Source organism: Pseudomonas sp. GL_139_B (assembly GCF_057834475.1).
In genome coordinates this window covers 1,418,736-1,445,048 of the sequence record NZ_CM174403.1, presented here as the reverse complement: position 1 = coordinate 1,445,048, position 26,313 = coordinate 1,418,736, and the positions used below count along the sequence as shown (strand labels likewise).

Genomic DNA, 26,313 nt, shown 5'->3' with positions numbered 1-26,313 from the left:
TGATAGCCAATGCCGAAGCTGTTCAGAGATCAGGAACAGCTTCGGCCCGATCAGGTTAAAAAAAAGCGTCGAGCGGCATTAGCGTTTCGCGAGTTTTGCCCTGATCCAGTTTTTTCTGAAGTTGTTCCGGGTCTGGAGCGAACTGGAAAAGCGTGGGGCTTACACCCTGTTTTTTGGCGCATTCAACTTCCTTCTGCGCGACACCACCACCCCCCAGGATATTGAATTCGCCGTGTTTCTCAGCGGCATAAGCCGTGTAGGAATGAGTGCCTTCCTGGTTCAGGACCTCCCAGGTGTTATTAGGGTCAGGAACGAAAATTATATTTTCGCCACATTCCTTCGCCAACGAGTGGGGGCACTGTTCTTTTACCACCTCGGAAACCAGGCCAATAAGCTGTACCTGCGAGAAATTAGGGTCGTTTTTTGCTAATGCGTAACCCATGCCTATCCCATCATTGGTTCCGCCAATGACCAGAGCCACGCCTTCTGGATGATTTTTTATAGCCTCATTGAGTAACTCAGTAATTTTTTGCCCAACCGCTGTTGGATGTTCATAACCCAAACCAGAAAAACCGGCCAGTACGACGGCATATCGCTCGCCTCTTAAGGCATCAAATTTTTTAGTAATGTCGTCAGGTGGGGTTCGTGAAGGCTCAGCTGCCGCGAGGATTTTTACTTCTTTCGGAGAGGTCACCGTGGAAGTCGAGAATGCAGGTTGTGTAACGGAAACTGAACCGAAGGATGAACTTACGCTGATCATCTGAATTCCAGATTAATGGTTAACAAGAGCGAAGCGTAGAAATGCACAGGCAATCCGACTATCAAAAACCGCCAGTTTTTTAGCCAAGGGAGCTTTCACATAGAGGGGGAAGGCATTTCGCGATATTCCTCAACCCTCCCCCTCTGCGACCATACGATTCAGCCAACCACGCGCGAACCGGACAACGGATACAACGCCTCATCAAACTGAGCCAAACGCGGAAACTGCATCGGCTGGTCATCGCTGATGTGTTTCAGCCGTTGCTGATAGCTCTTCAGAAACTCCTGACGTGCCTCGTCGCTGATGTAAGGCACATGCCAGGCCACGAATGGTTGCAACACGTCGAAGCCGACATACGCCAGCGTGCCACGCAGGATAGGCCGCAGCATGTCTTCCAGCGGACCGTGAATCGCGCCGTCACCGAACATGTGTTCGCGCCCACCCAGGGTGACGGTGACGAGCGCCTTCTTGCCGCTCAAGCCGCCTTGATCGTAAAAGCGTTTGCCTCCGTAGCAGATCCCGGACACCAGCACCCGGTCGATCCAGCCCTTGAGCATGGCCGGGGCGGAGAACCAGAAAATCGGGAAATTGAGGATCAACAGGTCAGCCCACAGCAATTTGTCGAGCTCCTGCTGGATGTCCGGTGCCAACGACTGGCTCTTCACCCCAAGACGTTGTTCCAGCGCGTACACCAGATATTCCGGGTTCTCCCGCGAAGAGAAATCATCGGCGCTGGCCACCGGGTTCCAATTCATCGCGTACAAGTCGCTGACCTGAACCTCATGCCCTTGGGCTTCCAGGGTCGCGACAGCCTGGTCGCACAACGCGGCGGTAAAGGATTTTGGCTCTGGATGAGCGTGGATGATCAGTACTTTCATGACAATTCCTTGAGACGATTGAAGTCGGTAATGCGCGCGTGGTCGTTGGACGATTACACCTGAATCGCCTTCACTTCAACAAACTCGTTGAGCCCTTCTTCGCCCCATTCCCGGCCATTGCCCGACTGTTTGTAGCCACCGAACGGCGCCTGATAATTGAACGCCGCACCATTGAGAAAACACTGCCCGGCACGCAGCTGCCGCCCCAGGTGCAAGGCGCGTTCAGCGCTGCCGGCCCAGACGCCACTGGACAGGCCGAACGGCGAATCGTTGGCGAGCTGAATCGCCTGCGCTTCATCGCTGTAGGGAATCAGGCAAAGCACCGGGCCGAAAATTTCTTCCTGGGCGATGCGCATCCGGTTGTCGACATCGGCGAACAGCGTCGGGCTGACGTAGAAACCGCGCTCGAATGCGTCGGCCGTGTCACCGCCGCACACCAGCCGTGCGCCTTCCTGCTGGCCGACCTGAATGTAGTCACGCACCGTACGCCGTTGCGCCGCCGAACACATCGGCCCGAGGAAACTCTGCGTGTCCAGCGGATCGCCCATGCGCAGGCTTTGGGTTTCGGCGATGGCCACTTCCACGGCTTCGGCGTAACGACTGGCCGGCAGCAGCATGCGGGTCAACGCGGTGCAGGTCTGCCCGGAGTTGATCATCACGTCCTGCACGCCGTAGCGCACAGCGGCGGCGAGGTCGGCGTCTTCGGCAATCAGCAGTGGCGACTTGCCGCCCAGTTCCAGGCACACGCGCTTCACCGACGGCGCGGCGGCTTGCGCCACGCGAACCCCGGCGCCGGTGGAGCCGGTGAACGACACCATGTCGACGTCCGGGTGTTTGGCCAGCGCTTCACCGACCTTCGAACCCGGCCCGCTGACCAGGTTGAACACGCCGGCCGGCAAGTCGATGGCTTCAATCATCTGCGCCAGCAAAAAGGCGTGCAGCGGGGTTTCCTGACTCGGCTTGACCACCACGGTGCAACCAGCGGCCAGCGCCGGGGCGAGCTTGCCGATCAGTTGGTGCAGCGGGTAATTCCACGGATTGATGAAGGCGCATACGCCCACCGCTTCACGCATCACCAGCGAGTTACCGACCTCACGCACTTCGTCCATCAGGCCGGCGAGTTCGATGTAGTGCTCCAGCCCGATGATCGGCCCGTCAACCTGCACCGAGCGGCACCATTGCACCGGCATCCCCAGTTCAGCGGTGATGACCGAAGCCATCTCGTCAGCTCGCGCGCGCAACTGCTCGGCGAGGGCGCGGATGTAGCCGGCACGCACATTCGACGGCGTCCTCGACCATGAACTGAACGCCTTGCGTGCGGCGGCCACCGCGTTGTCGACATCACGCTCATCGCCCAGCGGCACTGAGCCTGCGATCTCTTCAGTGGCCGGGTTGATCACCTCGGCGATGCCCTGCCCCGACGGGTTTTGCCAGCGGCCATCGATAAACAGCGTTGTGTGGTTATGCATGGACGTGAGCTTCCATCAGTTCAGTGGCGCACCGGGTGATGCGCTGGCAGGCGTCACGCAACGGTTCCGTGTCCAATACCAACCCAAGGCGAATGTGCCCGGCGGCGCTCGGGCCGAAGGCTTCACCGGCCAGCACCGACACGCCATGGCGGTCGAGCAAGCGGTCGGCAAACGCCTGGGCGCTGAGCCCGGTGTCGCGGATATCGACCATCACGAACATGCCGCCATCGGGTTTCAAGGCACGCACGCCAGGGCAATCGGCCAGGCATTCGCAAACCAGATCGCGGCGCTGGCGGTAGGCTTCGCGCATCGCCTCCAGCTCTGGCAAATGGCTTTCGAGGGCGACGACGGCGGCGTCCTGCACAAAATCCGGCAAGCCGTAGAGCATGCACAGCGCGAGGTTTTCCAGGTGCGCAGCGAGGGCGGGTGGTGCTATCGCCCAGCCGATTCTCCAGCCGGTCATGGCGTGGGATTTCGACAAGCTGTTGAGCGTTGCTGTGCGCTCGGCCATGCCCGGCAAACTCGCCGGGCTGACGTGCTCACCGTCGAACAGCAACTCGCTGTAGACCTCATCGGAAATCAGCCACAGGTCGTGGGCGATGCACAGGTCGGCCAACGCTTGCCAGGTGGCGCGCGACAAGCTGGCACCGGACGGGTTGTGCGGGCTGTTCAGCGCCAATGCGCGAGTGCGCGGTGTGATGCGGGCGGCGACGTCTTCGGGCTGCACGCGGAAACCGTTTTCCGGACGCACCGGCACCGGCACCACCACCGCGCCACAGGCACCAAACACTGCTTCATAGGTCACGTACATCGGCTCGGCGACGATCACTTCATCGCCGGGATTGAGCACGCATTGGGCGACGCTGAACAACGCGCATTGCGCGCCGGCCAGCACAATGACCTGATCGGCCGAGACCTGCTGGCCGCTACGCCGTCCGTAGTGTCTGGCGATGCTTTCACGCAGGGCGCGTTTGCCACGCACGTCGGCGTAGTGGGTGTTGCCGGATAACAGGCTGTCGATGGCAGCCTGCACAATCGGCGCCGGGGTGTCGAAATCCGGGTCGCCGACCGACAGCAGCAGAATGTCTTCGCCCTGTTCTTGCAGCGCGAGCGCACGGTAATGAATGTCCCACGCGGCAGCGCCGTCACCGGCGATACGTTGAGTCAGATCGGAAAAGCGCATGGCGATACCTCAACCAGAAAATGAAAATCAGTGCGCGCACGCGTGCTTGAGTTCGATCAGGGTCACGCCGTTGCGCTTGAAGCCGTGGCGCAGATCGGTTTGCAGCTCGGCCAGACTCTGTGGCTGGCTCACGGTGCAGCCGAAGGCGCGACCGAGGGCGGCGAAATCCGGGTTGCGTGGCAGTACGCCAATCGGTTCGATGTCGAGCCCGAGCATGTCGTCGCGAATTTGGCCCAGCGCGTCGTTGTTCCACAGCAGTACCACCAGCGGGCTGTCGAGTTCTTCGACGGCGGTCGCCAGCTCTTGCGCGGTGTAGAGGAAACCGCCGTCGCCAACCAGCACCAACCCCGGACGCTGCGGCGCGCCGAACTTGGCACCGATGCCCGCCGGCAAGCCGTAGCCCAAGGTGCCGTAGCCGGTCGGGTGTAACCAGCTGCGTGGTGCCAGGCTGTGGAAGGCGTAGTTGCCGGTGTAGGCCAGTTGGGTCATGTCGGTGCTGATGAACGCATCCTCCGGCAACTCGGCGGCGATACGGTCGAGAATGGCCTGGTGAATCGACTGCAACGGGCCATGGCTTGCCTTCACGGCTTCGCGCAATGCTGCGACGGCAGCCATCGCCGCGCTGGCATCACGCGCGGTGGACGGCAGTCGCTCCAGCAATGCGGTGAGGGTTTGCTGCGCATCGCCATGCATCGCCACCGCGCACGGGTAGAAGTCGTTGAACTTGCGCGGGTCGATGTCCACGCGCAGCAGTTCGGCATTCAGCGGCAAGCGTTCGCGCCAGAAATCGGTGTCGGCCATTTCGGTGCCGACCGCCAGCACTACGTCGGCCTCGGCGATCAGGTTCCAGCCGGGTTCCACGCACAAAGTCGAGCCGGCGTTCAGCGGTGCATCCGGAGGTAACAAACCTTTGCAGGCGACGCTGGTGAACAGTGGCGCGGCGAGTCGGGTGCTGATGTCTTGCAGTGCTTGCTGAGCATTTAATGCGCCACCACCGGCAATGATCATCGGCCGCTTGGCGTTTTTCAGCTTGGCCACGGCCTCGTCCAGCGCCGTGGTTGAGGCGGCGCCACGACCCGGGCGACGGACCACGTCGTTGCTCCAGTCACGGGTGATTTTTGCGGACAGCACGTCCAGCGGCACCGAGATGTGCACCGGGCGCGGGCGCTCGCTGTCGAACACCGCATAGGCGCGGGCGATCAGCTCGGGCAAGTCTTCGGCGCTCAACGCGACCGCCGAGAACGCGGTGATCGGTGCGGTAATTGCGCGTTGGTCCTGGGTTTCGTGCAAGCAGCCCCAGCCCTTGCCAAGGCTGGCGGTGTGATTGACGCTGGAAATCACCAACATCGGAATCGAGTCGGCATACGCCTGGCCGATGCCGGTTGCGGCATTGGTCACGCCCGGCCCGGTGATGATGAAACACACGCCCGGTTTGCCGCTGACCCGCGCATAGCCGTCGGCCATGAAACTGGCGCCTTGCTCGTGGCGAGTGAGGACATGGCGAATGCCGCTGCCCGGAAGGCCGCGATACAACTCCAGCGTGTGTACGCCGGGAATGCCGAACACGGTGTCGACGCCGTAGTTGGCCAGCAGACGCACCAGGGCCTGGCCGCCGGTCAATGTTGTGGTTTGCATATTCAATTCCTCATTCGTGGCCGAGGCGAATCAACGCATCGACCGCAGTCGTGCCAGCGGCACCGACCAATAATGGGTTCACATCGAGTTCCAGCAACAGCCCGGCGTTTTCGCAGGCGTAATCGGCCACCGCACGGATCGCCGTCACCAGCGAATCCAGATCCGCCGCTTCGCGCCCGCGAAACCCTTGCAGCAAACTCGCGCTGCGCAGGCTCAATACGGCCTTGCGAATGGCGCCGTCGGTGGTCGGCAACAGCAGGCTGCGACTGTCCTTGAGCAACTCAACCAGAATCCCGCCCGCACCGATGACCAGGGCCAGGCCGAAGTCGTTTTCACGCTTGATGCCGACGATCAATTCAGCCAAGGGCGGTTTAGCCATGGGCTCCAGCAGCACTTGATCGAACGGCACGTGCGGTGCGTAGTCGGCAATGCTTGCGCGCATTTTTTTCAGTGCCGCGCTCAGGGCCGCGGCGTCCTTGAGGTTCAGCGCCACGGCGCCGGCTTCGGTTTTGTGTGGCAGTTGCGCGCTGACCGCTTTGAGCACCAGCGGATAACCCAGCACATTGGCGTCACTCAGCGCTTTGTCCGGCGTACTCAAAACGCCGTTGGGCGTCGGCAGGCCAAAGGCGCGCAATGCTTTTTTCGAATCCCACTCGTTGAGCAGGCGTCCTTCGCCGACCAAGGCGTGCGGACAGTGCGGCACCAGCACCGATTCACCGAGCGCCAGCAGTGCCTGACGATTGCGCTGATAACCGGCAATGCGCCCCCACGCCGCCAAGCCGTCTTCCACGCCTTGCAACGCGGCCACGCCTTGCGCATGCAGACGTTCACGAGCATGGGCAGGCAGCAGTTCCGGAAACGCCGAGGTGACGAAACCGGTCTTGCCGTGGCGCACCAGTGCGGCGCAAAACAGCTCCAGCAGCAGGTCGCATTCCTTGCGCTCACCGGTGAACTCAGCCGGGTAATCGAGCACTAGCATCGCGGCGTCGGCTTCGATGCGCAGGGCGCTGTCGAGCATGCGGTTCAAGGCTTCACCATCGCCCCAGATTGCCGTGGTGAAATCCAGCGGATTGACCAGGTTGGCGTAGCTTGGCAGCACTTGCGCCAATTCCTCGACTTGGCCTTCATCGAGCTTGGGCAGACTCAAGTCATTGCGTTCGGCGTAGTCGGCAATCAACCCGGCGTCACCACCCGAGCAGGCCAGCGCGATCAGGCTGTTGCCCGCGGGCAGCTTGCCGCACGCCGCAGCTTTCAGGGTTTCGACAAAACTCACCGGGCCACTGACACGGATCACGCCGAGGCGTGCAAACAGGCTGTCATAGAGTGCATCAGAGCCGGACAGCGAACTGGTGTGACTGAGCGCCAGTTCGGCACCGATCTGCGACACGCCGGTTTTCAGGGCGATGATCGGGATGCCTTTCTCCAGCGCCTTGTGCGCGGCGCGGGCGAAACCCGGTACGTTTTTCAGGCCTTCGAGGTGCAAGCCGATGGCCGTGACGCGCGGCTCATCGAGTAACACGTCCATCAGTTCGGCGATGCCCAATTGCGCCTGGTTGCCGACCGACGCCATGTAGGCCACCGGCAGCGAGCGGTCGCTCATTGACAGGTTGTAGGCGAAGTTGCCGCTCTGGGTCAGCACGGCAACACCCTTCTCCACCGGTTTGCCGCCATGGGCCACCGGCCACAGTGCGGAGCTGTGCAGGTAGTCGAGCAAGCCGTAGCAGTTGGGGCCGAGCAAGGCCATGCTGCCGGCGGCTTTGAGTAATTGTTGCTGCAAGGCCAGGCCTTCGGCACCGGTCTCGGCGAACCCGGAGGCATAGCAGATCGCCCCGCCTGCACCCTTCGCCGCCAGCTCGGCGACGCAGGTCAGGGTCAGCTCGCGGTTGGTCGCGATGAACACCGCGTCCGGGCCGCACGGCAGCTCGGCGATGCTGCGCACACACGGCACGCCTTCCAGCGTGTCGTGCTGCGGGTTGACCAGCCACATCTCGCCCAGGTAGCCACCTTCGGCGCAGCGCTTGAGGGCGCGGGCCATGCTGCGGCCACCGACAAACGCCAGGTGGCGCGGCGCGAGCAGGCGTTTGAGGTTGTCACGAATCGTCTGCGACATAAAAATTCTCCGGGCCGATCAGCGCAACAGCGGCCGCAGCAATTCGCGGGAAATAATGTGGCGCTGGATTTCCGAGGTGCCTTCCCAGACACGCTCGATTCGCGCGTTACGCCAGATGCGTTCCACCGGACATTCATCCATCAGGCCCATGCCACCGAAAATCTGTACTGCCTCATCGGCCACTTTGCCGAGCACTTCACTGGCGAACAGTTTGGCCATGCCGGCCTCGCCATCGGTCATGGTGCCCTGGTCCATTTTCCAGGCGGTGTGCAGGGTCAGCAGTTCGGCCGCGCGGATCTGCGTGACCATGTCGGCGAGCTTGAACGAGATGCCCTGATAGGTGCCGATCGGCTGGCCGAACTGCTTGCGATCCGCCGCCCATTGCAGCGACACATCCAGCGCGCGTTGTGCCTGACCGACGCAGTTGGCGGCGACCATGACACGCCCGGCGGTCAGCCAGGCGTTGGCCACGTCCCAGCCCTTGCCGACCTCGCCGAGCACTTTGGAAGCGGGGACGCGGCAATTGTCAAAGAACATTTCGAAGGTGTGATAACCGCGATTGCTGACGCACTTCGGACCACGGCGGATGGTCATACCCGGTGTGTTGCGGTCGACCAGGAACGAGGTCACGGCGTTGCGCTTGCGGCCGTTGTGCTCGTAGGTATCGGTCACCGCGAAGACGATGGCGAAATCGGCGTGGCCGGCGTGGCTGATGAAGTGTTTGCTGCCATTCAGAATGAAGTCATCACCGTCGCGGACGGCGCGGGTCTTGATCGCGTTGGCGTCGGACCCGGCACCCGGTTCGGTCAGCGCGAAGCAGTCGATTTTCTCGCCCTGAATGCACGGCAACAGGTAGTCGTTGATCTGATCGCCGGTGCAGGCCATGAGGATTTTCGACGGCCGCGCGACGAACACATGCAACGCCCATGAAACCTTGGACAGCTCACGTTCGATCAACGCCTGGGACAGGTAGTCCAGACCGCCACCGCCGACTTCTTCCGGCATGTTGAAGGCATAAAAACCCGCCGCAATCGCCTTGCCGCGAATCTGTGCCGCCAGCTCCGGGGAGACTTCGTCGGCACGGTCGACCGCTTCCTCATGGGGTAGCAGTTCCTTGGCGACAAAACTGCGTACCGCGTCCACCAACATTTCTTGTTCTTGGGTCAGTTGGAAATTCATGGGGCTACCTGTTGTTCGTGTACTGAATTGGGGTCAGGGCTTATCGACCGATAAAACTGGCCGGGCGTTTTTCGCTGGAGGCGCGCAGGGCTTCGTTGCCGTCTTCGCTACGACCGCACAACAGGCCGGCGGCCAACTCGGCTTGAAGTTGTTCCGGCAGGTTGCGCTGGGCGCCTTCGCGCATGAGTTTTTTGGTCTGGGCGAAGGCGAAGGTCGGGCCGTTGGCCAGGCGTGTGGCCAGTTCAGTGGTGACGTCGAGCAGTTGCTCATCGGCGCAGACTTCGCCGACCAGGCCGGCGGCCAATGCGCGATCGGCGCCCCATAATTCGTCGAGGAACAGCAGGCGCTTGGCTTGTTCGGTGCCGATCAGCCGTGGCAGATGCCAACTGGCACCGGCGTCCGGCGAGTAGGCCATGCTGGTGTAACCGGCCTTGAAGCGCGCCGATTGCGCAGCGATGCGTAAGTCGCAGCACAGCGTCAGGTCCATCCCGGCGCCGACGGCGGTGCCGTTGATGGCAGCGATGGTGGGTTTTTCCAGGCTGTACAAACGGCTCATCAAGGCGTGGGCGGTTTCCGTCCAGCCGTAGGTTTCGAGAGCGCCACGGGCTTCGGCTTCGGCCCACTCGGCAAGGTCAGCACCGGCGCAGAAGCTGCGACCGCTGCCGGTCAGGACTACCGCGCGCACGACGGGGTCGGCGTTGTAATTGTCCAGCAAGGCGTGGAGGTTTTTCAGGGTCGGAATGTCCAGCGCATTACGCTGGGCAGTGCGATTGAGGGTGATCCAGGCAACGCCGGCTTCGACCTGACTGAGCAGAGAAGATTGAGTAGTCATGCGAATCCTCGAATTATTTTGATTGGTCTGAGGTGATGCGACTTGAGGCCATACTAAACGAGTGTTCAGTAAGGCGGCAATCAGCAAAAAAATTGGCTGTAACAGCCTAAAAAATAATCTATCTATTTGTATTTAAAGGATTTATTCAGAAAGTCAGGGCTAGCAAGGATCGCACTGTTACAACTTCGAACAACTGCCTACAGCCCGCCGCAAAACAACTGTGGGAGCGAGCCTGCTCGCGAAGAGGGCATCACATTCAACATATCTGTTGACTGATCCACCGCTATCGCGAGCAGGCTCGCTCCCACAGGAAAAACACTGAATCAAACGGTCGGCAAACTCGGCGCCAACACCGCTTCGCGCTTGCGATGAATCAGGAAGTACGCGCCATAGCACAGCGCAATAAATCCAAAGCCCCAGTACAGAGAAGGCCGTTGCGTTTCATCCAGCGCCAGGAACACAAACAACGAGCAGCACAACGCGATGCACGTCAGCGGCAGCAGCGGGAACCACGGCGCGCGGTATTTCAGATCACTGAGCTTGCCGCCATCACGCAGATACGCCCTGCGGAATTTGTACTGCGCCAGCGCAATCACAATCCAGGTCACAGTGCCGGACATGCCGCTCACTGCCATCAACACCATGAACAACGTGTCTGCCGCGACAAAACTGGTCATCAGCGACACCAGCGCAAAGCACAATGTAATACTCAGCGCGCGCAGCGGTACGCCGCGTTTACTCAAGGGCGACAGGCTTTTCGGCGCCATGCCGGTCTTGGACATTGCCCACAGAATGCGCGTCGAGGCATACAGACCGGAGTTACCCACCGACAGAATCGCCGTGAGGATTACGAAGTTCATCAGGTCAGCGGCGTACGGAATGCCGACCATGTCGAACACTTGCACGAACGGACTTTCCATCAACCCGGCCTGCTGCCACGGCACGATTGCCGACAACACCACAATCGCCAGCACATAGAAAATCAACACGCGAAACACCACATTGCGCACCGCGCGCGGGATGCTTTTTTCCGGTTGATCGGTTTCACCAGCGGCCACGCCCATGATCTCGCAACCCTGGAATGCGTAGACCACGGTCATCATCACCGCGAACACCGCTGACAGGCCATTAGGGAACAACGAGTCGCCGATCAGGTTACTCATCATTGGCGCCGGAGCACCGCTGGTCAGCGGGATGGCGCCGAAGATCACCAGCACGCCGACGACGATGAAGCCAAGAATCGCCGCGACCTTGATCCCGGAGAACCAGTACTCCGCTTCACCGAAGGCGCGGGTTGCCAACGCATTCAGGCCGAACAGCACCACCACGAACAACGCCGACCAGTACCAGATCGGCACCGCAGGAAACCAGCGCGTCATCAACATGCCCGCCGCCGTGAACTCCAGCCCCACGGTGGTCGCCCAGCTCATCCAGTACACCCAGCCGATCATGAAACCGGTGGCCGGCCCGATGAATTTGGTCGCGTGGGTTTGAAACGAGCCGGACACCGGCATTTGTACGGACAGTTCGCCCAGGCACACCATCACCAGGTACATCAGGAAACCGGCAACCAGATACGCCAGAATCGCCCCCACAGGGCCGCCCTGATTGATGGTCACGCCGGAGCCCATGAACAGCCCGGTGCCAATCACGCCGCCTAGCGACAACATGAAAATGTGCCGGCTTTTCAGGGCGCGGGTCAGTTGGATGCCTTTGGTTTCGGTAGATTTGCTCATGTCTGCACCTCAATAATCAGCAAGGTGCGCGGCATGGCGCGGGGAAAGATCAGCTTTACGGCAGTTCATTATTATTATCTCCAATAAGCTTCGAAGACCGCGCTGTGGCGGTTGCCTCGATTATTGGAAGACCATGTAAGGTCCCGTTGACCGTTAAGATCGAAGTTGTAAAAAGTCGTAACAAACTTGTACGTCAGCGGTGCAGCAACTCAGCCAGCGTCTGTTGCGAACGCTGCAATTGCGCATGAATCTGCGGGGCCAAGGCCCGCAAAGTCTGCTCATCATTGGCCATCGCGGCCTCCTCCAAGGCGCGCAGCACATTGGCCAACGCGCGAAAGCCCAATGAGTCGCTGCTGCCGGCCAGTCGATGCGCGAGGTGTGCGACTTCGGTACAGTCGTCGGCCTCGATGGCTTCGCTCAGTGCTTCGCGATGCTGATTGATCGAGTCGCGCAACACCGCCAGCAAGCCCTGAAATTTCTGTTCACCGAGCAAGGTGCGATGGGTGTCCAGCAGCGGCCAATCCATCGCCTCGTCATCAACGTGTGGCGCCGATACCGGCAAGTGCCCGGCCAGCGCTTGTCGCAGGTTTTCGAGCTTCAGAGGCTTGGCGAGAATGCCATCCATCCCGGCCTCCAGATAACCGCGCATCAACGCCGGCTGCACGCTGGCGGTCAGGGCAAAGATCCGGCTATGGCGGTTCGGGCCTTCGTTTTTGCGAATCAACTTGCAGAGTTCGACACCGCTGATACCCGGCAGGTGCACATCGAGCAGGATCAAATCGAAAGTCTGCCCAGCACATTGCACCAGCGCCTGCTCCCCTTCTTCGGCGAGCCAGACCTGATGCCCGTCGCGCTGCAACAAGCCGCGGACCACTTCACGGTTCAGCGCTACATCCTCGACCACCAGAATATTCAGTGCCCGCACGGTTTCGCTGTTCTGCACCACAACGGTAATGCCGGTAGACGCCTGCAACGTCAGCTCGAACCAGAAACAACTGCCCAGCCCGGTTTCGCTTTCGACGCCAATTCGCCCACCCAATTGCTCCACCAGATGCTTGCTGATCGCCAGCCCGAGCCCGGTTCCGCCAAAGCGTTGCGCCACCTCTTCGCTGGCCTGGGTGAAGCGCTCGAAAATCTTTTCCTGCATGGCCGGGGCGATGCCGATGCCGTTGTCCGTTACGCTCACGCGCAAGCGTTGCCCGCTCTGTTCCGGGGCTTGAGCCAGCAGCGCCACCTCGACCTCAACCCTTCCTCCTTCAGTGAACTTGATCGCGTTGGCCAGCAAGTTGCTCAACACCTGACGCAGGAATTGTTCGGCTCCGTGGTGCCGCTCGGCGACTTGCGGATCGATTCGACAGTGCAACGTCGTGTCGTTGCTCAGCGCGCGCGGTTCCAGCAGCGTCAGTACCTCATCGAGCAATTGCCGGATCGAGAAATCGACCGGCTCCGGATGGCTGACGCCCTCCTCCAGTCGGGCGAAATACAGCACTTCGTTGAGAATCGACAGCAACCCTTCACCGGCCTTGTACAACGCATCCAGACGTTTGCCGTCGAGCTCGTCCAGACGTGCGCCACGCAGCAACTCGGCCATGCCGAGAATGCCGTTGAGTGGGGTGCGCAACTCGTGGCTCATGGTCGCCAGAAAACGCGACTTGGCGAGGTTGGCGGCCTCGGCCTCGTCCTTGGCGCGCATCAGGCTGGCGGTGCGGCGCTCGACCAGCCTGAGCAGTTCATCGCGGTTGTCTTGCAGGGCCAGTCGATCGGTTTCGCGGCGGTCAATGTCACTGAGAATCGCCCGGCGCATATCGTCGAGTGCATGGGCCACGGTGTCGATTTCGTCTTCGTGGGCGTGGCGGCGCTTGTCCAGGTGCAAGGGCTCATGCCAGTCGCCGCCAGCGATGCGTCGGGCAAACTCAGCCATGACTTGCAGGTGCCGCGTAACCAAGCGGTAAAACAGTCCCGACAACGTCACCGCCAGTCCGCACAGAAACACGCTCATCCACAACAGGCTGGTCAAACCGGTGGCGAACAGGCGCTGATGCACCGCGCCCAGATCGGTACTGACTTCCAACTGGCCAAGGTGCCGTGAAGGACCGGTCGGCGGTTGATAATTCAGTTCAAAACGCTCGATGCGCAACGGCCCGACCGGGTCGGAATTGCCTTGCAGCAGATCGAAATCGGGGCTGGTCAAATGCACCCGCGCCACGTCGGAAAAGTCCACCAGCCCCCGCAACTGCACGTTCAGTTGTTCCTGGTTCAAGTCCCAGAGACTGCGCTCCAGACTGGCCAGGTAACCGGCACGAATCAGTTCCATTCGCGAGTCGATGTCGCGCATTTCGCGGCGGTATTCGAAGTACAGTTGCACGGTGCTCGCCAGGACGGTGAAGCACAGGCTGAACAACAGAATGAACAGCAGCAAGCGCCGCAACAGGCCACCCGGACGCGCACGGATCATTTTGAGTTCGCCGGCAGGTTGATCATGTCGCGGTAGGTGACTTCGCTTTCATTCAACAAACGCTCGATCTCCCCGGTATCGACCATGTGTTTCAATTGCTCATCGATGTCCGACATTCGATTGGCCAAGGGCGACTTACGCGACACAGCCACCCGTAAATAGTCCACGCTCAAGGCATTGGGCAGCGCGACGATGTCTTGCGCGCCTGGCAGGTTCTCGACGTACAGCTGCCCGGTGCGTCGCTCCGAGGTGATGAAATCGATGCGTCCGCGTATCAGTTTGCCGAAGTTCTGACCGCTGTCTGAGACCCATTCGATGTTCTGATGCGCTGCCACCAAACGGTCGAAATCCACGCCGTAACTTTCGCCGAACAGCAACCCGCCACGGTAATTGGCCAAGTCCTCCAGACGCTCGAATTTCACCGGGTGCTGACGATTGATGAACAATGCAACTTCCTCACGCAACACCGCTACCGTCGAAAAAACCATGCTCTGTTCGCGTTGCGCAGTGCTGTAGGCCAACACCACATCGACCCGGCCTTCGGCGGCGTCGAGCAGGCAGCGTTTCCAGTTGCCGAGCACGACAATTTCGACGTCGTAGCCCAATTGCCCAAAGAGGTTTTTCACCACGCTCGGTGCCAGGCCGCGCACTTGTTTGCCGTCACTCCAGGAGATCGGCGGGTACACCGGGTAGTCGCAGTAGCGAACCTTTTCCGCTGCCAGCGCGCTGTTCGCGGCCAACGCCAACAGCAGGCCAAACACCCGCCACATCGGGCTCAGGCCGCCACGCTGGCGGTAAACAGGTAACCGGCGCCGTGAATGGTAATGATCAATTGCGGCTCGGCCGGATCGTCGTGCAACTTGCGACGCAAGCGTCCGACCAGCACGTCGATGGAGCGGTCGTTGGGCACCCATTCGCGATTGCGGATCTGGTCCATCAGTTGATCGCGACTCAAGGTGTGGCCGCTGTTGCGCAGGAACACGCTGAGCAACTGGTACTCGCCGTGGGTCAGCAGGGTTTCGCTGCCAGTCTGGTCGATCAACCGTCGGCGGTCGGTGTCCAGCGCCCAGTCGGCGAATTGTTTGACCGGTTTGGCGATGGCCGCTGCCGGTTGCGGCGTCTGCGCGTGACGAACCCGGCGAATCAGGTTTTTCGCCCGGGACACCAGTTCACGCGGGTTGAGCGGTTTGATCACATAGTCATCGGCGCCGCATTCAAGGCCGACGATGCGGTCGATTTCGTCGTTGCGCCCGGTGATCAGAATGATCCCGACTTCCGAACGCACCCGCAGCTCCCGGGTCAGGGTCAGGCCGTCCTTGCCCGGCAGGCGGATATCGAGCATCACCAGATCGACTGTCTGGCTCGCCAGGAAGGTTTCGGCCTGCTCCGCCGTGGCGGCGCAATGCACTTCATAACCGTCCTGGGACAGGTAGGCGTGCAGCAGTTCGCGTATCAGCGGATCGTCGTCGACGATCAATACCCGAGGAGTCATCGCATGGTGTCCCGCGTATGCCCGAAGGCGTGTTTCTTATTAGAGTGGTTTGTTGCTTTGGCGCCAGAGAGTATCGACAGCTGAACGACCGATCAACAACCCGTCGTCTGGACGCAAAACCGCTGACGACCGCCGGCCTGCAATCCGTCGACCCAGGCTTCGCAAATCTGGATGCCTTGCTCCGGGGTGAAGGTGCCGGGGTTGAGACCCGACTCCAACCACAAACCGTCGAGCAAGGCGCTGAGGCTGATGGCGGCCAGATCGGCATCGAAATTTTCCCAGCTTTCTTCCAGCGCCAGCTCGGTCAGGACCTTGCGCAAGATGCCACGGTACTCACCATAGGAATGTTCGTGCGCAAGATTGATTGACTCTGCCGTGCGCACCGCGCCCCAGAATGCCAGCCAGGCATCGATCAATTGCGGATCGAGCAATTCGGCGGAAAACGAGCCGCGGAAGAACGCCGACAGACGCTCGCGGGGGTTGGGCGCCGCGTGTGCCATGGCGTCGCGCAGCAAGCTCATGACGCGGCCAGTAATCGCCCTGTAGGCCTCGGCCACCAGTTCATCCTTGCCGGAATAGTGATGGCTGATCAGCCCGACCGAAACACCGGCCTCGGCAGAAATCTTGCGGATCGAGGCGCCCTGGAAACCGTGGCGCTTGAGGCACACCAACGTCGCCTCGATCAGATTGGCCTTGCGCAACTCCGGCTCCATGCGGGAAAAACGGGCTTCCTGACTCATGCGCGACACTCTCCGTGGATCAATCGTTGGGGATGCGGTTGGATAATCCGCGCGCTGAACGACTGTACAGCAAGAACGTGGCAAGTCTCCAGTCAGATGCCTGGCTCTGAGACCGTGTCGCGGCCATCGCGGGCAAGCTACGCTCCCACATTTGATCTGTGTGTTTTCATTGTTTGCGTCCAACACAAAACCCTGTGGGAGCGAGCTTGCTCGCGATGGGCCAGCCCATCAATACGAATCCGCAGGTCAATCCCGATAACCCGATGCCACCCGATCAAGCAATCGCAGCATCGCAGTCCAAGCCAATTGCATGGCATCCGGGTCACTCAACTCGCCTTCCTCCAGCGGTCGGCCTGGGTCGTTGAACTGACGCTCGGTGTGTTCGCAGACCTCCGCCGGGGGCAAAACCAACTCACCCGCTGCCTGCGCGGCAAGCTGGATTTCGCAAGCTTTTTCCAGGTAATACATACGCAAAAACGCCTGGCTCACTGTGTCACCCACGGTCAGCAAACCGTGGTTGCGCAGCATCAACACCGGTTTGTCGCCGAGGTCTTGCACCAAACGCTGTTGCTCGCTCATGTCCAGCGCCACACCTTCATAATCGTGGTACGCAACCCGGCCATAGAATTCCATCGAGATCTGATTCACCGGCAACAACCCGCATTTCAACGCAGCGACCGCACAACCGGATTTGGTATGAGTGTGCAGCACACACTGCGCGTCTTCACGAGCTCCGTGAATCGCGCTGTGAATCACAAACCCCGCCGGATTCACCGGGTACGGCGACGGCTCCACAGCCCGGCCATCCAGGCCGATCTTCACCAGATTGGACGCAGTGATTTCATCGAACATCAGCCCGTACGGATTGATCAGGAAGTGATGCTCAGGCCCCGGCAGGCGCACCGAGATGTGGGTGAAGATCAGATCGGTCATACGAAAATGCGCGATCAATCGGTAACAGGCGGCTAATTCCTCGCGCAGGCGTTGCTCGGTGGCGCTGCGCTGAGAAAACGTGGCGATCTCGTTCATTGTTCTAGGTCTCCAGGCTGATCGACTGCGCGAAACAGTAAGGCTGGACGCGCTCCCACGTCCAGCCGCTTGCGGTTACTTGCTGGCCCAGGCCAAATGAATCTAATGCGAGCGCTAGTAAAAAAACAAGTTGATTTTTTACTAAAGGTAAACTTCTATAGGCAAATAATAACAACGCCGAAAACCCGGCCTTTCGGCTTCAGCCTGCCTGGAGTACCCGCACCATGCCGTCCTCTTCCGCCGCTTTTGCACACTTGTTCGAACCCTTGCAGCTGCGGGGCAAACGCCTGAAAAACCGCATCATGTCCAGTGGTCACGACACGTCGATGCCCACCGACAACCTGGTCAACGAGCAACTGATCGCCTATCACACCGCGCGAGCCGAAGGCGGTGTCGGGCTGATCGTGCTGCAAGTGGCCGGGGTGCATGACAGTGCGCGGTACACCTCGCACGTGTTGATGGCGACCGATGACGCGTGCATTGAGGGTTATCAGAAAATCGCTGACAGTTGCCATGCTCACGGCACGGTGGTGCTGTCGCAGATCTTCCATCCGGGGCGCGAAATCATGGAGTCCAGCGATGGCCTGCTGGCCGTCGCGTATTCGCCTTCGGCGGTGCCCAACGAGCGCTTCCGGGTGATGCCGCGTGCGCTGGATCAGACGATGATCGACGAGATCGTCGCCGGTTACGGGGCGGCGGCCGGGCGCTTGTACCAGGCCGGGATCGACGGCGTGGAAGTGGTCGCCAGCCATGGTTACCTGCCGGCGCAATTCATTAATCCACGGGTCAACCGTCGCACCGATGGCTACAACGGCGAACTGGAACAGCGCCTGCGTTTTCTGCGCGAAGTGATCGCCGCCGTGCGCGCCAACACCGATGAACACTTCATCATCGGCTTGCGTATTTCCGCCGATGAACGCGATTCCGAAGGGCTGACCGAAGACGAATCCCTCGCCGCCGTGCAATCGCTGCAACCACTGCTGGATTACGTGCACATCGTCGCGGGCACCTCCGCCTCCTTGGGCGGCGCGGTGCACATCGTGCCGCCGATGGCGATCGAAGCCGCTTACCTGGCCAAGGAGGCCGGAACGTTCAAGGCCGGCCTGTCGATTCCGCTGTTCGTTACCGGGCGCATCAACCAGCCACAGGAAGCCGAATTGATTCTGTCGCGCGGTCAGGCAGACGTCTGCGGCATGACCCGCGCGCTGATCTGCGACCCGCAAATGCCCAACAAAACCGACACCGGCCACGTTGAAGATGTGCGCGCCTGCATCGCCTGCAATCAGGCATGCATCGGCCACTTCCACAAAGGCTTGCCGATCTCCTGCATCCAGCATCCGGAAACCGGGCGCGAATTGATCTTCGGCCAACGGCAAATGGCGGGGCAACGTAAACGCATCATGATTGCCGGCGGTGGCCCTGCCGGGATGAAAGCCGCTGCCGTGGCCGCCCAGCGCGGACATGACGTGACTCTCTACGAAGCCAGTTCGCAACTCGGCGGCCAAGTCTTGCTCGCGCAACTCTTGCCCAAGCGCGCTGAATTCGGCGGCGCCAGCACCAACCTACAACGCGAAATGGAACTGGCCGGCGTGCGCGTCGTGCGCAATACCCGCGTCGACCGGGCACTGGTGGAACGTGAACGGCCGGACATGGTGATCGTTGCCACCGGCGCCGAGCCGTATTGGCCGGCGTTCGAGCGCGGCGGCGAATTGCAGGTGGTAGACGCCTGGCAAGTACTGCGCGATGAAGTACAAATCGGCCGATCCGTGGTGGTGGTCGACTGGCGCTGCGACTGGATCGGCCCCGGCATCGCCGAACGTCTGGTCCGCGCCGGGCATCAAGTGCAACTGGCGGTCAACGGTACCCATTGCGGGGAAAACCTGCCGCTGTACGTACGCGATCAACTGGCCGGCGAACTGCACAAACTCGGTATCCCGATTACCCCTTACGCCCGCCTCTATGGCTGCGACGACAACACCGTCTACCTGCAACACACCGCCAGCGGCGAACCGATGCTCTTCGAAAACATCGACACTCTGGTGCTCTGCCAGGGCCACCAACCGGTCGACTCCCTCGGTGCAGAACTACAAGGCCTGGTGGAGTTTCGCCGCATCGGCGACTGCCTCGCCCCACGCACCGCCGAAGAAGCCATCTACGAGGGGCTGAAAGTCGCCTGGGAGCTTTAAGGCTGTTTATACTCCGGGGTTTTGACAGATCCCGGTTTGGAGCACGCCATGAGCAACAGCAGCAAGATGCAGCCTGCCAACGGCGCGCCCACACAGGACAGCGCCACCGCTGAGCCGCACTTCCTCGGCACACGAATTCGTGGCTTGCGTAAGCGCCGGGGCATGACCTTGGCCGAGTTGGCGCAATTGAGCGAATTGACGGCGGGCTACATCAGCCAGCTCGAACGCAACCTCGCCTACCCTTCCATCCCTGCCCTGTTCAACATCGCCCGGAGCCTGGGCGTGACCATTCAATGGTTCTTCGCCAGCGAAACGCAAACGGCGCCGGAAGACGACGGCATTGTCGTGCGTAAAAACACCCGGATGAGCGTGCATTACGAAGATGGCATTGTGGATCACTTGCTGACACCGCAACCGAATCGGCAGCTGGAGATGCTGCACTCGCGGTTTCCGCCGGGGACGTATAGCCAGCAGAGTTATAGCCATGAAGGCGAAGAAGCTGGGTATTTGCTGTCGGGGAGTTTTGAGTTGTGGGTCGGGGAGCGGCACTTTTTGCTGGGTGAAGGGGATAGTTTCAGCTTCTCCAGCCAGGAACCGCATCGGTATGGGAATCCTGGGGATGTGGATGCGGTGGTGATTTGGGTGGTTACGCCGCCTACGTTTTGAGCATTTGGCATCGTAAAGCAGCGCGGAGTATCTGTTGCAGACTCACAGATTCTTCTGTTGAGCTGAATCGTCAGCAGACAAAATGATTGGCTGCTCCGCTGTCAGCCCCGCATCGTTCTCAGCCTCCGCTTCAGGCTGGGGTTTGGCAGTGACAAAAAGGGCAACTAGACCCCGCACGCCCCTTTCAAGCAATGAGAGGAGTCCAAAGGTGACGAAGCCGAAGATCAGCCCGACAACCAGAATACTCAACGGGTGGATTTGCTCTGCGTCAGAGCTGTCCATCATGTAGAAAAAAGCCAGTACACCAGCGGCCAAACAGGCCGCTGCGGCTGCTATCAGCTTCACAGACAACCATAGCCGTTGCCATTTGTTCATGCATCCTCCATTATCCGGTAATTTGCTGTGTATTGCATGATAGCTAATGACGTGGATTTGCCTTCGAGCTGTCGCTTCCTGTTTTGGCGTTCAGGTTTTGTGTTGCACGGTTAGCAGACTATCCGGGTGACTCTTGATGAAGTTGTAGGCAAAATCCGAGAGTTGCGTAAGGGGGTACGCTTGCTGTGCTTTTGAGCAGGTTGCCACCTTGTTGGCCATATATTCAGCGGGATACTCTCCAGACGTCGCTGCACATTCAGCGATCGGGCTTGGTAACCCGGTGGAATATGGCGTAACAGCGCTCCCAACGAACTGCAGACGTTTTTTCATCTGCGATTCCGTTTTGGCGGCTGTGCGTGGGACGTCTTCGGACGTGCCGGTTTCCTTGATTCCCCGGTTTACCAACCTGCGTACAGCTGCCACCCATTCGCTTGGTATCGAATGCGGCAGCTCCTCAAATCAAGGGAACTGAACAATGCGCAGTACAAATCCGCTCAAAATACAGCATCACCCTCAAATCGATTCCGAGTCACTGCTCCCCTTCTCCCGCCGCATCTCCCTCACTGGAGGTGGCAAATGACCGAACCAGCAGAAGCGAAAACTATCGGCTTCACCCCCATCTACTGCTCGGACAATGCAATGTTCCACGTCAGCGCGGGTGTGCCCATCAGTGTTGCATTGGCACAGGCCTCGGATTTCCTGTTCCTGGCCAAGGCGCTCACTGAGGACGCAGCTTATGCAAAAGACACCGACCGTCATGCTTGGGCTGCGCACTATTTGACGGCGATGGGAAAAGCGCTGATCGATGATGTGGTGAAGGCTGTTTCGCCACGACCTGTTTGGAAGAGTGAAAAGACAGCAGGTTAGTGGCTCGCCATTCTGAGTATTCGCCCGAGATATCAGGGGCCTCCAACTCTGGTTGAAAGCGCAGCTAAAAATACCCTGAACGAAACGCCAGAAACGAAAAAGCCCCGTAACTTTTCAGCTACGGGGCTTTTTCTATGTAATGGCGGAGAGATAGGGATTCGAACCCTAGGTACCGGTGAAGGTACAACGGATTTCGAATCCGTCCCATTCGGCCACTCTGGCATCTCTCCAACGGCGCGCATCATAACAACACTTTCGCCGGAAGCGAACCCCCTAAGCGAAATTTTTCCGTGCTATCAGATGCTTGCGTCGATTAAAGCGGTACGCCCAGACGATTGGCGACTTCTTCGTAGGCTTCGATGACGTCACCGAGGCCCTGACGGAAGCGGTCCTTGTCCATTTTCTTGCCGGTGGCCTTGTCCCACAGGCGGCAGCCGTCCGGGCTGAATTCGTCGCCCAGGACGATGGAGCCGTCGTGGAATACGCCGAATTCAAGTTTGAAGTCGACCAGCAACAGGCCGGCGTCGTCGAACAGTTTGCTCAGGACTTCGTTGACCTTGAGCGACAGTTCTTTCATGCGAACCAGTTGCTCGGCTGTGCCCCAACCGAACGCCACAACGTGGGATTCGTTGATGAACGGGTCGCCCTTGGCGTCGTCCTTCAGGAACAGTTCGAAGGTGTAAGGGTTGAGCTTCATGCCTTCTTCGACGCCCAGACGCTTGACCAGGCTGCCGGCGGCGTAGTTACGCACGACGCATTCGACCGGGATCATGTCGAGTTTTTTCACCAGGCATTCGTTGTCGCCCAGCAGTTTGTCGAACTGGGTCGGCACGCCGGCGGCTTCGAGTTTCTGCATGATGAAGGCGTTGAACTTGTTGTTCACCATGCCTTTGCGGTCGAGCTGCTCAATGCGCTTGCCGTCGAACGCCGAGGTGTCGTTGCGAAACAGCAGGATCAAGCGGTTAGCGTCGTCGGTCTTGTAAACCGATTTGGCTTTGCCGCGGTAGAGTTCTTCACGTTTTTCCATGATGGGCTCCGCTTGCTAAGTAGGTGGGCTAGGCGATGTGTCGCCAGTCGAGCCCTGAATCTTGATCGGCCAGTTGCAGCCAGTCCGGATCGCACCCGAGGGTGTCGACAAAACATTGCCGGGCCAGCTGCGGCAGGTTGTTCTTACTGCTCAGATGGGCCAGGACCAGGTGTTGCAGGCCTTGCCAGCCCAACTCGGACACCAGGAATGCCGCCTGGTGGTTGTTCAAATGTCCCAGTTCACCACCCACCCGCTGCTTCAGAAAATACGGGTAGTGACCGCGAGCCAGCATGTCACGGCAATGGTTGGACTCGATCATCAACGCATCGAGGTCCCGATAGCCGTCCAGCACCTTGTTGCAATACGAGCCCAAGTCGGTCAGCAGGCCGAAGCGTCGCTCACCGTCGCTGAAGACGTATTGCGTCGGCTCCTGTGCATCGTGGGCCACGGCAATGACGCCAATGCTCAGAGCACCGATCTGCAGTTGCTCGCCGCCGGCCAGAAGGCCAGCCGGTTCAATCGGTTTGCGCATCCCGCGCAGGGTCCCGCGACTTAGGTAGACAGGCAGATTGTAGCGCCGAGACAGCAAACCCACGCCATGCACGTGGTCGGCATGTTCGTGGGTCACGAGTATCGCGCTCAGCTGCGCAGGGTTTACACCCAGGCGCAGCAGGCGTTTTTCGGTTTCTCGCAGGGAAAAACCACAATCCACCAGCACATACGTGTCATCGCTGGCTATCAGCGTGCCGTTCCCTTGGCTACCGCTGCCGAGAACGGCAAAACGCATGTGATCAGCCCAGTTTGTCCTGAATCTCGCTCAACACTTTGCGCGCCACGTCTGCCGGCGCCACGGTGTTGATGTTTTTCTCGACGGTGACCTGGACGTTCTCGCCGACCTTGCTCAGGCGAACCTGATAACGCTCGGCACGGGCTTCCACTTCTTCCTTGCTCGGCGCGCTGCCGAACAGGCTGCTGAAGAAGCCAGGCTTCTCGTCTTTCTTCTCGGCTTTTTCGGACAAGTTGATGTAGTACAGGCCCAGGCTGCGGTTGATATCTTCAACGCGCCACTCGCCCTGTTCCAGCGCACGACCGACGCTCGACCAGGCACGATCCAGGTCGTTGCCGACGTTCAGAACCGGGTTGCCGCTACCGTCTTCGCTCAGGCTGATACGACCTGGTGTATCAAAATCACGTGAAGCCAGCATGGAGACCGAACCGCCCTTCTCCGAAATGCGGCTCATGCTCGCGAGCAAATCGTTGGTCAGTGCCGCATCCAGGCCGGTGTTGAGCGAACGGTTGGTGAACTCCACGTCGGCAGTGCTGCCCGCAGGACGTTCGGCGCTGACCACATAGATTTCACTGGTGTTGCGCTGCACGCCCGGCTCGATACGTACCCGAACGCGGGTTTGGCTATCGGTGCTGACGCCGGCTGCGCTCAGGCGCTTGGCCATTGCGGCGGCCAGTTCGTCGGAATGCTGCCAGGTGGTGGTGAATTCGCCGGTTTGCGGACGCTGTTCATCCAGACGGAAACCGTTGTCCTGGAAGAACTGCACAGCCACAGGCCAGATTTCGGCCGGTGGGTTCTGTGCCAGGATCGAGCGCGAATCGCCGACTTTCTGCAGCGAGTAAGGACTGGCATCGGCCGACGCCGCCAACGGCTGTGGACGAGGAACGATGTATTCGCCCTTGGCGGTGTCATCAGCCACGTTACGCGGGATCGGCAACAGCGGTTCCAGACGTTTGGCGTCTGTGATATTCGCTGGCAGTTGCATCGGTGCAGTCTGTTGCGCTTCCAGGTAATCGCTACCACGGTCACGGAAATAACCTTCCGGGCCCCAGACCCATCCACAGCCACTGGTGCTGGAGATAATCAAGGCAAGTGCGGAAAGTCCGGCCATTCGCTTCATGCGTTGTACTTCCTCAATTAAACCAGGACGCCGGACTGGCGCATGGCCTGACGCAGCGGTTCGTGACAGGCAGCACTGAGCCAGGTGAGCGGCAGACGGATACCGTCCGGCATCAAGCCCATTTCATGCAGAGCCCATTTCACGGGAATAGGGTTGGATTCGATAAACAGGGTTTTATTGAGCGGCATCAGCTTTTCGTGAATTGCGCGAGCGGTCACGGCGTCGCCTTTCAGGGCAGCGTTGCACAGGTCGCTCATGTCGCGCGGCGCAACGTTGGCGGTGACCGAGATGTTGCCTTTGCCGCCGAGCAGGATCAGCTCGACTGCGGTGGCGTCGTCACCGGACAGCACCACGAAATCTTTGCTCACGCCATCAATGATGGCCTTGGCACGGCTCAGGTCGCCAGTGGCTTCCTTGATGCCGATGATGTTTTTCACGGTCGACAGGCGGATCACGGTTTCTGTCAGCATGTCGCAGGCTGTACGGCCGGGCACGTTGTAGAGAATTTGCGGGATATCGACAGCTTCGGCGATGGCCTTGAAGTGCTGGTACAGGCCTTCCTGGGTCGGCTTGTTGTAATACGGAGTCACCAGCAGGCAAGCGTCGGCACCGGCGATCTTCGCATTGGTGGTCAGCTCGATGGCTTCGCGAGTCGAGTTTGCGCCAGTCCCGGCGATCACCGGAATGCGCCCTGCAACCTGCTTGACCACGTAACGAATCACTTCGATGTGCTCGTTCACGTCGAGGGTGGCCGATTCACCTGTAGTGCCGACCGCCACGATGGCGTGGGTGCCGTTTTGCAGGTGAAAGTCCACCAGTTTGCTCAGGCTGTCCCAGTCGAGATTACCTTTTGCATCCATGGGTGTGACCAGTGCCACCATACTGCCCGCAATCATGCAACCGCTCCTGCCGGAAAAAGAGAGCCGTAATGGTACTGGCGCCAAGATGCTTGTACAAGCGAAGTACTACGCTGCCGCCATTCCCCTTGGCGCTGCTTTTCGCTACCCTTCAGACTTTGATCGGTACTGATAAGCTCGTACGCCAGTTTCCAGCCTCCATTTACGGCATCACAAGCCCTGCTCCAGCGTTGCCGACCCTCGCTCCTGCCTTACTGGAGCATGTTGCAACCTTGTAGCTCGGTTTTTTGAATTCGCATCCGCAGGCTCGTTCCCGGAAAAAGCCCTTAGACGTATCGACCGCTCATCGCTTTAGGAATGCTGCATGTCCACCCCCACAGTTCGCGAACAATTCCTTGTCATCAGTGCCCTCGGCGCCAACCCCATGGAGCTGACTAACGTCCTGTGCCGCGCCAGCCATGAAAACCGCTGCGCCGTGGTCACTTCCCGCCTGACCCGTCATGGCGAATGCAGTGCGTTGGTCCTCGAGATTTCCGGCAGCTGGGACGCCCTGGCGCGCCTGGAAGGCAGCCTGCCGAGCCTCTCCAAAAAGCATGCGTTCACTGTCAATGTGGTGCGCAGCGCGGCGCTGGAGAATCGCCCTCAGGCGCTGCCTTACGTGGCTTATGTCAGTTCGGCCTATCGCTCGGACATCATCAATGAGCTGTGCCAGTTCTTCATGGACCACAACGTCGAGCTGGAAAACCTGACCTGCGACACGTATCAGGCGCCGCAAACCGGCGGCACCATGCTTAACGCCACATTTACCGTGACCTTGCCGGCTGGTGTGCAAATCAGCTGGCTGCGTGATCAGTTCCTGGATTTCGCCGACGCGCTGAACCTGGATGCCCTGATCGAACCGTGGCGCCCACAAAATCCAATGTAAGGAAG

Annotated in this window: 24 protein-coding genes and 1 tRNA gene; 4 read left to right on the top strand and 21 right to left on the bottom strand. The window is 59.9% G+C overall.

The features are described 5' to 3' along the window. Positions 1-55 precede the first annotated feature (55 nt). From AC3ISI_RS06520 to AC3ISI_RS06455, 14 genes are all read right to left on the bottom strand, one after another. The gene (locus AC3ISI_RS06520) at positions 56-760 is read right to left on the bottom strand and encodes a hypothetical protein (protein WP_489336017.1); all 705 of its coding nucleotides are present in this window, start codon (positions 758-760) and stop codon (positions 56-58) included. Positions 761-918: 158 nt separating this feature from the next. Next, positions 919-1,638, bottom strand: a complete 720-nt coding sequence (locus AC3ISI_RS06515) for an NAD(P)H-dependent oxidoreductase (protein WP_489336015.1) — start codon at positions 1,636-1,638, stop codon at positions 919-921. A 53-nt stretch (positions 1,639-1,691) separates the two neighbouring features. Next, on the bottom strand, positions 1,692-3,107 hold the full coding sequence (locus tag AC3ISI_RS06510; RefSeq protein ID WP_489336014.1) for an aldehyde dehydrogenase family protein: 1,416 nt from the start codon (positions 3,105-3,107) through the stop codon (positions 1,692-1,694). Further along, entirely contained in the window at positions 3,100-4,290 is a 1,191-nt protein-coding gene (locus AC3ISI_RS06505; RefSeq protein WP_489336012.1) for a pyridoxal phosphate-dependent aminotransferase, read from the bottom strand. The genes AC3ISI_RS06510 and AC3ISI_RS06505 overlap by 8 nt, the downstream gene beginning before the upstream one ends. A gap of 27 nt (positions 4,291-4,317) precedes the next feature. Beyond that, on the bottom strand, positions 4,318-5,925 hold the full coding sequence (locus AC3ISI_RS06500; RefSeq protein WP_489336011.1) for a 5-guanidino-2-oxopentanoate decarboxylase: 1,608 nt from the start codon (positions 5,923-5,925) through the stop codon (positions 4,318-4,320). Positions 5,926-5,935: 10 nt separating this feature from the next. Beyond that, positions 5,936-8,035, bottom strand: coding sequence for an acetate--CoA ligase family protein (locus AC3ISI_RS06495; protein ID WP_489336010.1), 2,100 nt, complete (start codon positions 8,033-8,035; stop codon positions 5,936-5,938). A gap of 18 nt (positions 8,036-8,053) precedes the next feature. After that, positions 8,054-9,214 carry an acyl-CoA dehydrogenase family protein gene (locus tag AC3ISI_RS06490; RefSeq protein ID WP_489336009.1) on the bottom strand — a complete coding sequence of 387 codons (1,161 nt, stop codon included), beginning with the start codon at positions 9,212-9,214 and terminating at the stop codon, positions 8,054-8,056. Between the two features lie 40 nt (positions 9,215-9,254). Continuing rightward, a complete protein-coding gene (locus tag AC3ISI_RS06485; RefSeq protein ID WP_489336008.1) occupies positions 9,255-10,046 on the bottom strand; it encodes an enoyl-CoA hydratase/isomerase family protein in 792 nt (263 codons plus the stop codon). A gap of 323 nt (positions 10,047-10,369) precedes the next feature. Further along, positions 10,370-11,782 carry an amino acid permease gene (locus AC3ISI_RS06480; protein ID WP_489336007.1) on the bottom strand — a complete coding sequence of 471 codons (1,413 nt, stop codon included), beginning with the start codon at positions 11,780-11,782 and terminating at the stop codon, positions 10,370-10,372. A 193-nt stretch (positions 11,783-11,975) separates the two neighbouring features. Continuing rightward, positions 11,976-14,237 carry an ATP-binding protein gene (locus AC3ISI_RS06475; protein WP_489336006.1) on the bottom strand — a complete coding sequence of 754 codons (2,262 nt, stop codon included), beginning with the start codon at positions 14,235-14,237 and terminating at the stop codon, positions 11,976-11,978. Beyond that, on the bottom strand, positions 14,234-15,007 hold the full coding sequence (locus tag AC3ISI_RS06470) for a substrate-binding periplasmic protein (protein WP_489336005.1): 774 nt from the start codon (positions 15,005-15,007) through the stop codon (positions 14,234-14,236). Before AC3ISI_RS06470 ends, AC3ISI_RS06475 begins: the two co-directional genes overlap by 4 nt. Before the next feature lie 5 nt (positions 15,008-15,012). Further along, positions 15,013-15,729, bottom strand: a complete 717-nt coding sequence (locus AC3ISI_RS06465; RefSeq protein WP_489336004.1) for a response regulator — start codon at positions 15,727-15,729, stop codon at positions 15,013-15,015. Positions 15,730-15,821: 92 nt separating this feature from the next. Further along, entirely contained in the window at positions 15,822-16,469 is a 648-nt protein-coding gene (locus tag AC3ISI_RS06460; protein ID WP_489336003.1) for a TetR family transcriptional regulator C-terminal domain-containing protein, read from the bottom strand. Positions 16,470-16,715: 246 nt separating this feature from the next. Beyond that, the gene (locus AC3ISI_RS06455; RefSeq protein ID WP_489336001.1) at positions 16,716-17,498 is read right to left on the bottom strand and encodes a class II aldolase/adducin family protein; all 783 of its coding nucleotides are present in this window, start codon (positions 17,496-17,498) and stop codon (positions 16,716-16,718) included. Between the two features lie 224 nt (positions 17,499-17,722). Here AC3ISI_RS06455 and AC3ISI_RS06450 point away from each other — a divergent pair, with 224 nt between their 5' ends. Together AC3ISI_RS06450 and AC3ISI_RS06445 are read left to right on the top strand one after the other, a co-directional pair. Then, positions 17,723-19,684 (top strand): oxidoreductase, encoded by a 1,962-nt coding sequence (locus AC3ISI_RS06450; protein WP_489336000.1) that lies wholly within the window; start codon positions 17,723-17,725, stop codon positions 19,682-19,684. A gap of 66 nt (positions 19,685-19,750) precedes the next feature. Beyond that, on the top strand, positions 19,751-20,350 hold the full coding sequence (locus AC3ISI_RS06445) for a cupin domain-containing protein (protein ID WP_489337639.1): 600 nt from the start codon (positions 19,751-19,753) through the stop codon (positions 20,348-20,350). A 42-nt stretch (positions 20,351-20,392) separates the two neighbouring features. Here the strand turns inward: AC3ISI_RS06445 and AC3ISI_RS06440 are convergent, their stop codons facing one another. Then, positions 20,393-20,725 carry a hypothetical protein gene (locus AC3ISI_RS06440; RefSeq protein ID WP_489335999.1) on the bottom strand — a complete coding sequence of 111 codons (333 nt, stop codon included), beginning with the start codon at positions 20,723-20,725 and terminating at the stop codon, positions 20,393-20,395. A gap of 90 nt (positions 20,726-20,815) precedes the next feature. Then, on the bottom strand, positions 20,816-21,055 hold the full coding sequence (locus tag AC3ISI_RS06435) for a hypothetical protein (RefSeq protein WP_489335998.1): 240 nt from the start codon (positions 21,053-21,055) through the stop codon (positions 20,816-20,818). 246 nt (positions 21,056-21,301) lie between these two features. On the opposite strand from AC3ISI_RS06435, the gene AC3ISI_RS06430 reads away from it, so the two are divergent. Beyond that, the gene (locus AC3ISI_RS06430) at positions 21,302-21,592 is read left to right on the top strand and encodes a DUF3077 domain-containing protein (RefSeq protein ID WP_489335997.1); all 291 of its coding nucleotides are present in this window, start codon (positions 21,302-21,304) and stop codon (positions 21,590-21,592) included. A gap of 140 nt (positions 21,593-21,732) precedes the next feature. Here AC3ISI_RS06430 and AC3ISI_RS06425 read toward each other — a convergent pair. From AC3ISI_RS06425 to dapA, 5 genes are all read right to left on the bottom strand, one after another. Next, a tRNA-Ser gene (locus AC3ISI_RS06425) sits at positions 21,733-21,822 on the bottom strand. 83 nt (positions 21,823-21,905) lie between these two features. After that, entirely contained in the window at positions 21,906-22,619 is a 714-nt protein-coding gene (purC, locus tag AC3ISI_RS06420) for a phosphoribosylaminoimidazolesuccinocarboxamide synthase (protein ID WP_007944067.1), read from the bottom strand. A 28-nt stretch (positions 22,620-22,647) separates the two neighbouring features. Further along, on the bottom strand, positions 22,648-23,406 hold the full coding sequence (locus tag AC3ISI_RS06415) for an MBL fold metallo-hydrolase (protein WP_223511337.1): 759 nt from the start codon (positions 23,404-23,406) through the stop codon (positions 22,648-22,650). 4 nt (positions 23,407-23,410) lie between these two features. Beyond that, positions 23,411-24,526 (bottom strand): NlpB/DapX family lipoprotein, encoded by a 1,116-nt coding sequence (gene bamC / locus AC3ISI_RS06410; RefSeq protein ID WP_489335996.1) that lies wholly within the window; start codon positions 24,524-24,526, stop codon positions 23,411-23,413. A gap of 17 nt (positions 24,527-24,543) precedes the next feature. Beyond that, complete coding sequence (gene dapA / locus AC3ISI_RS06405) at positions 24,544-25,422, bottom strand: 4-hydroxy-tetrahydrodipicolinate synthase (RefSeq protein ID WP_489335994.1); 879 nt, start codon at positions 25,420-25,422, stop codon at positions 24,544-24,546. Positions 25,423-25,747: 325 nt separating this feature from the next. Here dapA and AC3ISI_RS06400 point away from each other — a divergent pair, with 325 nt between their 5' ends. Further along, positions 25,748-26,308 (top strand): glycine cleavage system transcriptional repressor, encoded by a 561-nt coding sequence (locus AC3ISI_RS06400; protein WP_489335993.1) that lies wholly within the window; start codon positions 25,748-25,750, stop codon positions 26,306-26,308. Positions 26,309-26,313 lie beyond the last annotated feature (5 nt).

Bases quoted from the DNA above. Each gene is read 5' to 3' on its own strand.
- AC3ISI_RS06480 (WP_489336007.1), bottom strand. From the start codon at position 11,782: ATGAGCAAATCTACCGAAACCAAAGGCATCCAACTGACCCGCGCCCTG.
- dapA (WP_489335994.1), bottom strand. From the start codon at position 25,422: ATGATTGCGGGCAGTATGGTGGCACTGGTCACACCCATGGATGCAAAA.
- AC3ISI_RS06450 (WP_489336000.1), top strand. From the start codon at position 17,723: ATGCCGTCCTCTTCCGCCGCTTTTGCACACTTGTTCGAACCCTTGCAG.
- AC3ISI_RS06485 (WP_489336008.1), bottom strand. From the start codon at position 10,046: ATGACTACTCAATCTTCTCTGCTCAGTCAGGTCGAAGCCGGCGTTGCC.
- purC (WP_007944067.1), bottom strand. From the start codon at position 22,619: ATGGAAAAACGTGAAGAACTCTACCGCGGCAAAGCCAAATCGGTTTAC.
- AC3ISI_RS06440 (WP_489335999.1), bottom strand. From the start codon at position 20,725: ATGAACAAATGGCAACGGCTATGGTTGTCTGTGAAGCTGATAGCAGCC.
- AC3ISI_RS06445 (WP_489337639.1), top strand. From the start codon at position 19,751: ATGCAGCCTGCCAACGGCGCGCCCACACAGGACAGCGCCACCGCTGAG.
- AC3ISI_RS06495 (WP_489336010.1), bottom strand. From the start codon at position 8,035: ATGTCGCAGACGATTCGTGACAACCTCAAACGCCTGCTCGCGCCGCGC.
- AC3ISI_RS06470 (WP_489336005.1), bottom strand. From the start codon at position 15,007: ATGTGGCGGGTGTTTGGCCTGCTGTTGGCGTTGGCCGCGAACAGCGCG.
- bamC (WP_489335996.1), bottom strand. From the start codon at position 24,526: ATGAAGCGAATGGCCGGACTTTCCGCACTTGCCTTGATTATCTCCAGC.
- AC3ISI_RS06510 (WP_489336014.1), bottom strand. From the start codon at position 3,107: ATGCATAACCACACAACGCTGTTTATCGATGGCCGCTGGCAAAACCCG.
- AC3ISI_RS06500 (WP_489336011.1), bottom strand. From the start codon at position 5,925: ATGCAAACCACAACATTGACCGGCGGCCAGGCCCTGGTGCGTCTGCTG.
- AC3ISI_RS06505 (WP_489336012.1), bottom strand. From the start codon at position 4,290: ATGCGCTTTTCCGATCTGACTCAACGTATCGCCGGTGACGGCGCTGCC.
- AC3ISI_RS06435 (WP_489335998.1), bottom strand. From the start codon at position 21,055: ATGAAAAAACGTCTGCAGTTCGTTGGGAGCGCTGTTACGCCATATTCC.
- AC3ISI_RS06465 (WP_489336004.1), bottom strand. From the start codon at position 15,729: ATGACTCCTCGGGTATTGATCGTCGACGACGATCCGCTGATACGCGAA.
- AC3ISI_RS06415 (WP_223511337.1), bottom strand. From the start codon at position 23,406: ATGCGTTTTGCCGTTCTCGGCAGCGGTAGCCAAGGGAACGGCACGCTG.
- AC3ISI_RS06475 (WP_489336006.1), bottom strand. From the start codon at position 14,237: ATGATCCGTGCGCGTCCGGGTGGCCTGTTGCGGCGCTTGCTGCTGTTC.
- AC3ISI_RS06490 (WP_489336009.1), bottom strand. From the start codon at position 9,214: ATGAATTTCCAACTGACCCAAGAACAAGAAATGTTGGTGGACGCGGTA.
- AC3ISI_RS06430 (WP_489335997.1), top strand. From the start codon at position 21,302: ATGACCGAACCAGCAGAAGCGAAAACTATCGGCTTCACCCCCATCTAC.
- AC3ISI_RS06400 (WP_489335993.1), top strand. From the start codon at position 25,748: ATGTCCACCCCCACAGTTCGCGAACAATTCCTTGTCATCAGTGCCCTC.
- AC3ISI_RS06520 (WP_489336017.1), bottom strand. From the start codon at position 760: ATGATCAGCGTAAGTTCATCCTTCGGTTCAGTTTCCGTTACACAACCT.
- AC3ISI_RS06515 (WP_489336015.1), bottom strand. From the start codon at position 1,638: ATGAAAGTACTGATCATCCACGCTCATCCAGAGCCAAAATCCTTTACC.
- AC3ISI_RS06460 (WP_489336003.1), bottom strand. From the start codon at position 16,469: ATGAGTCAGGAAGCCCGTTTTTCCCGCATGGAGCCGGAGTTGCGCAAG.
- AC3ISI_RS06455 (WP_489336001.1), bottom strand. From the start codon at position 17,498: ATGAACGAGATCGCCACGTTTTCTCAGCGCAGCGCCACCGAGCAACGC.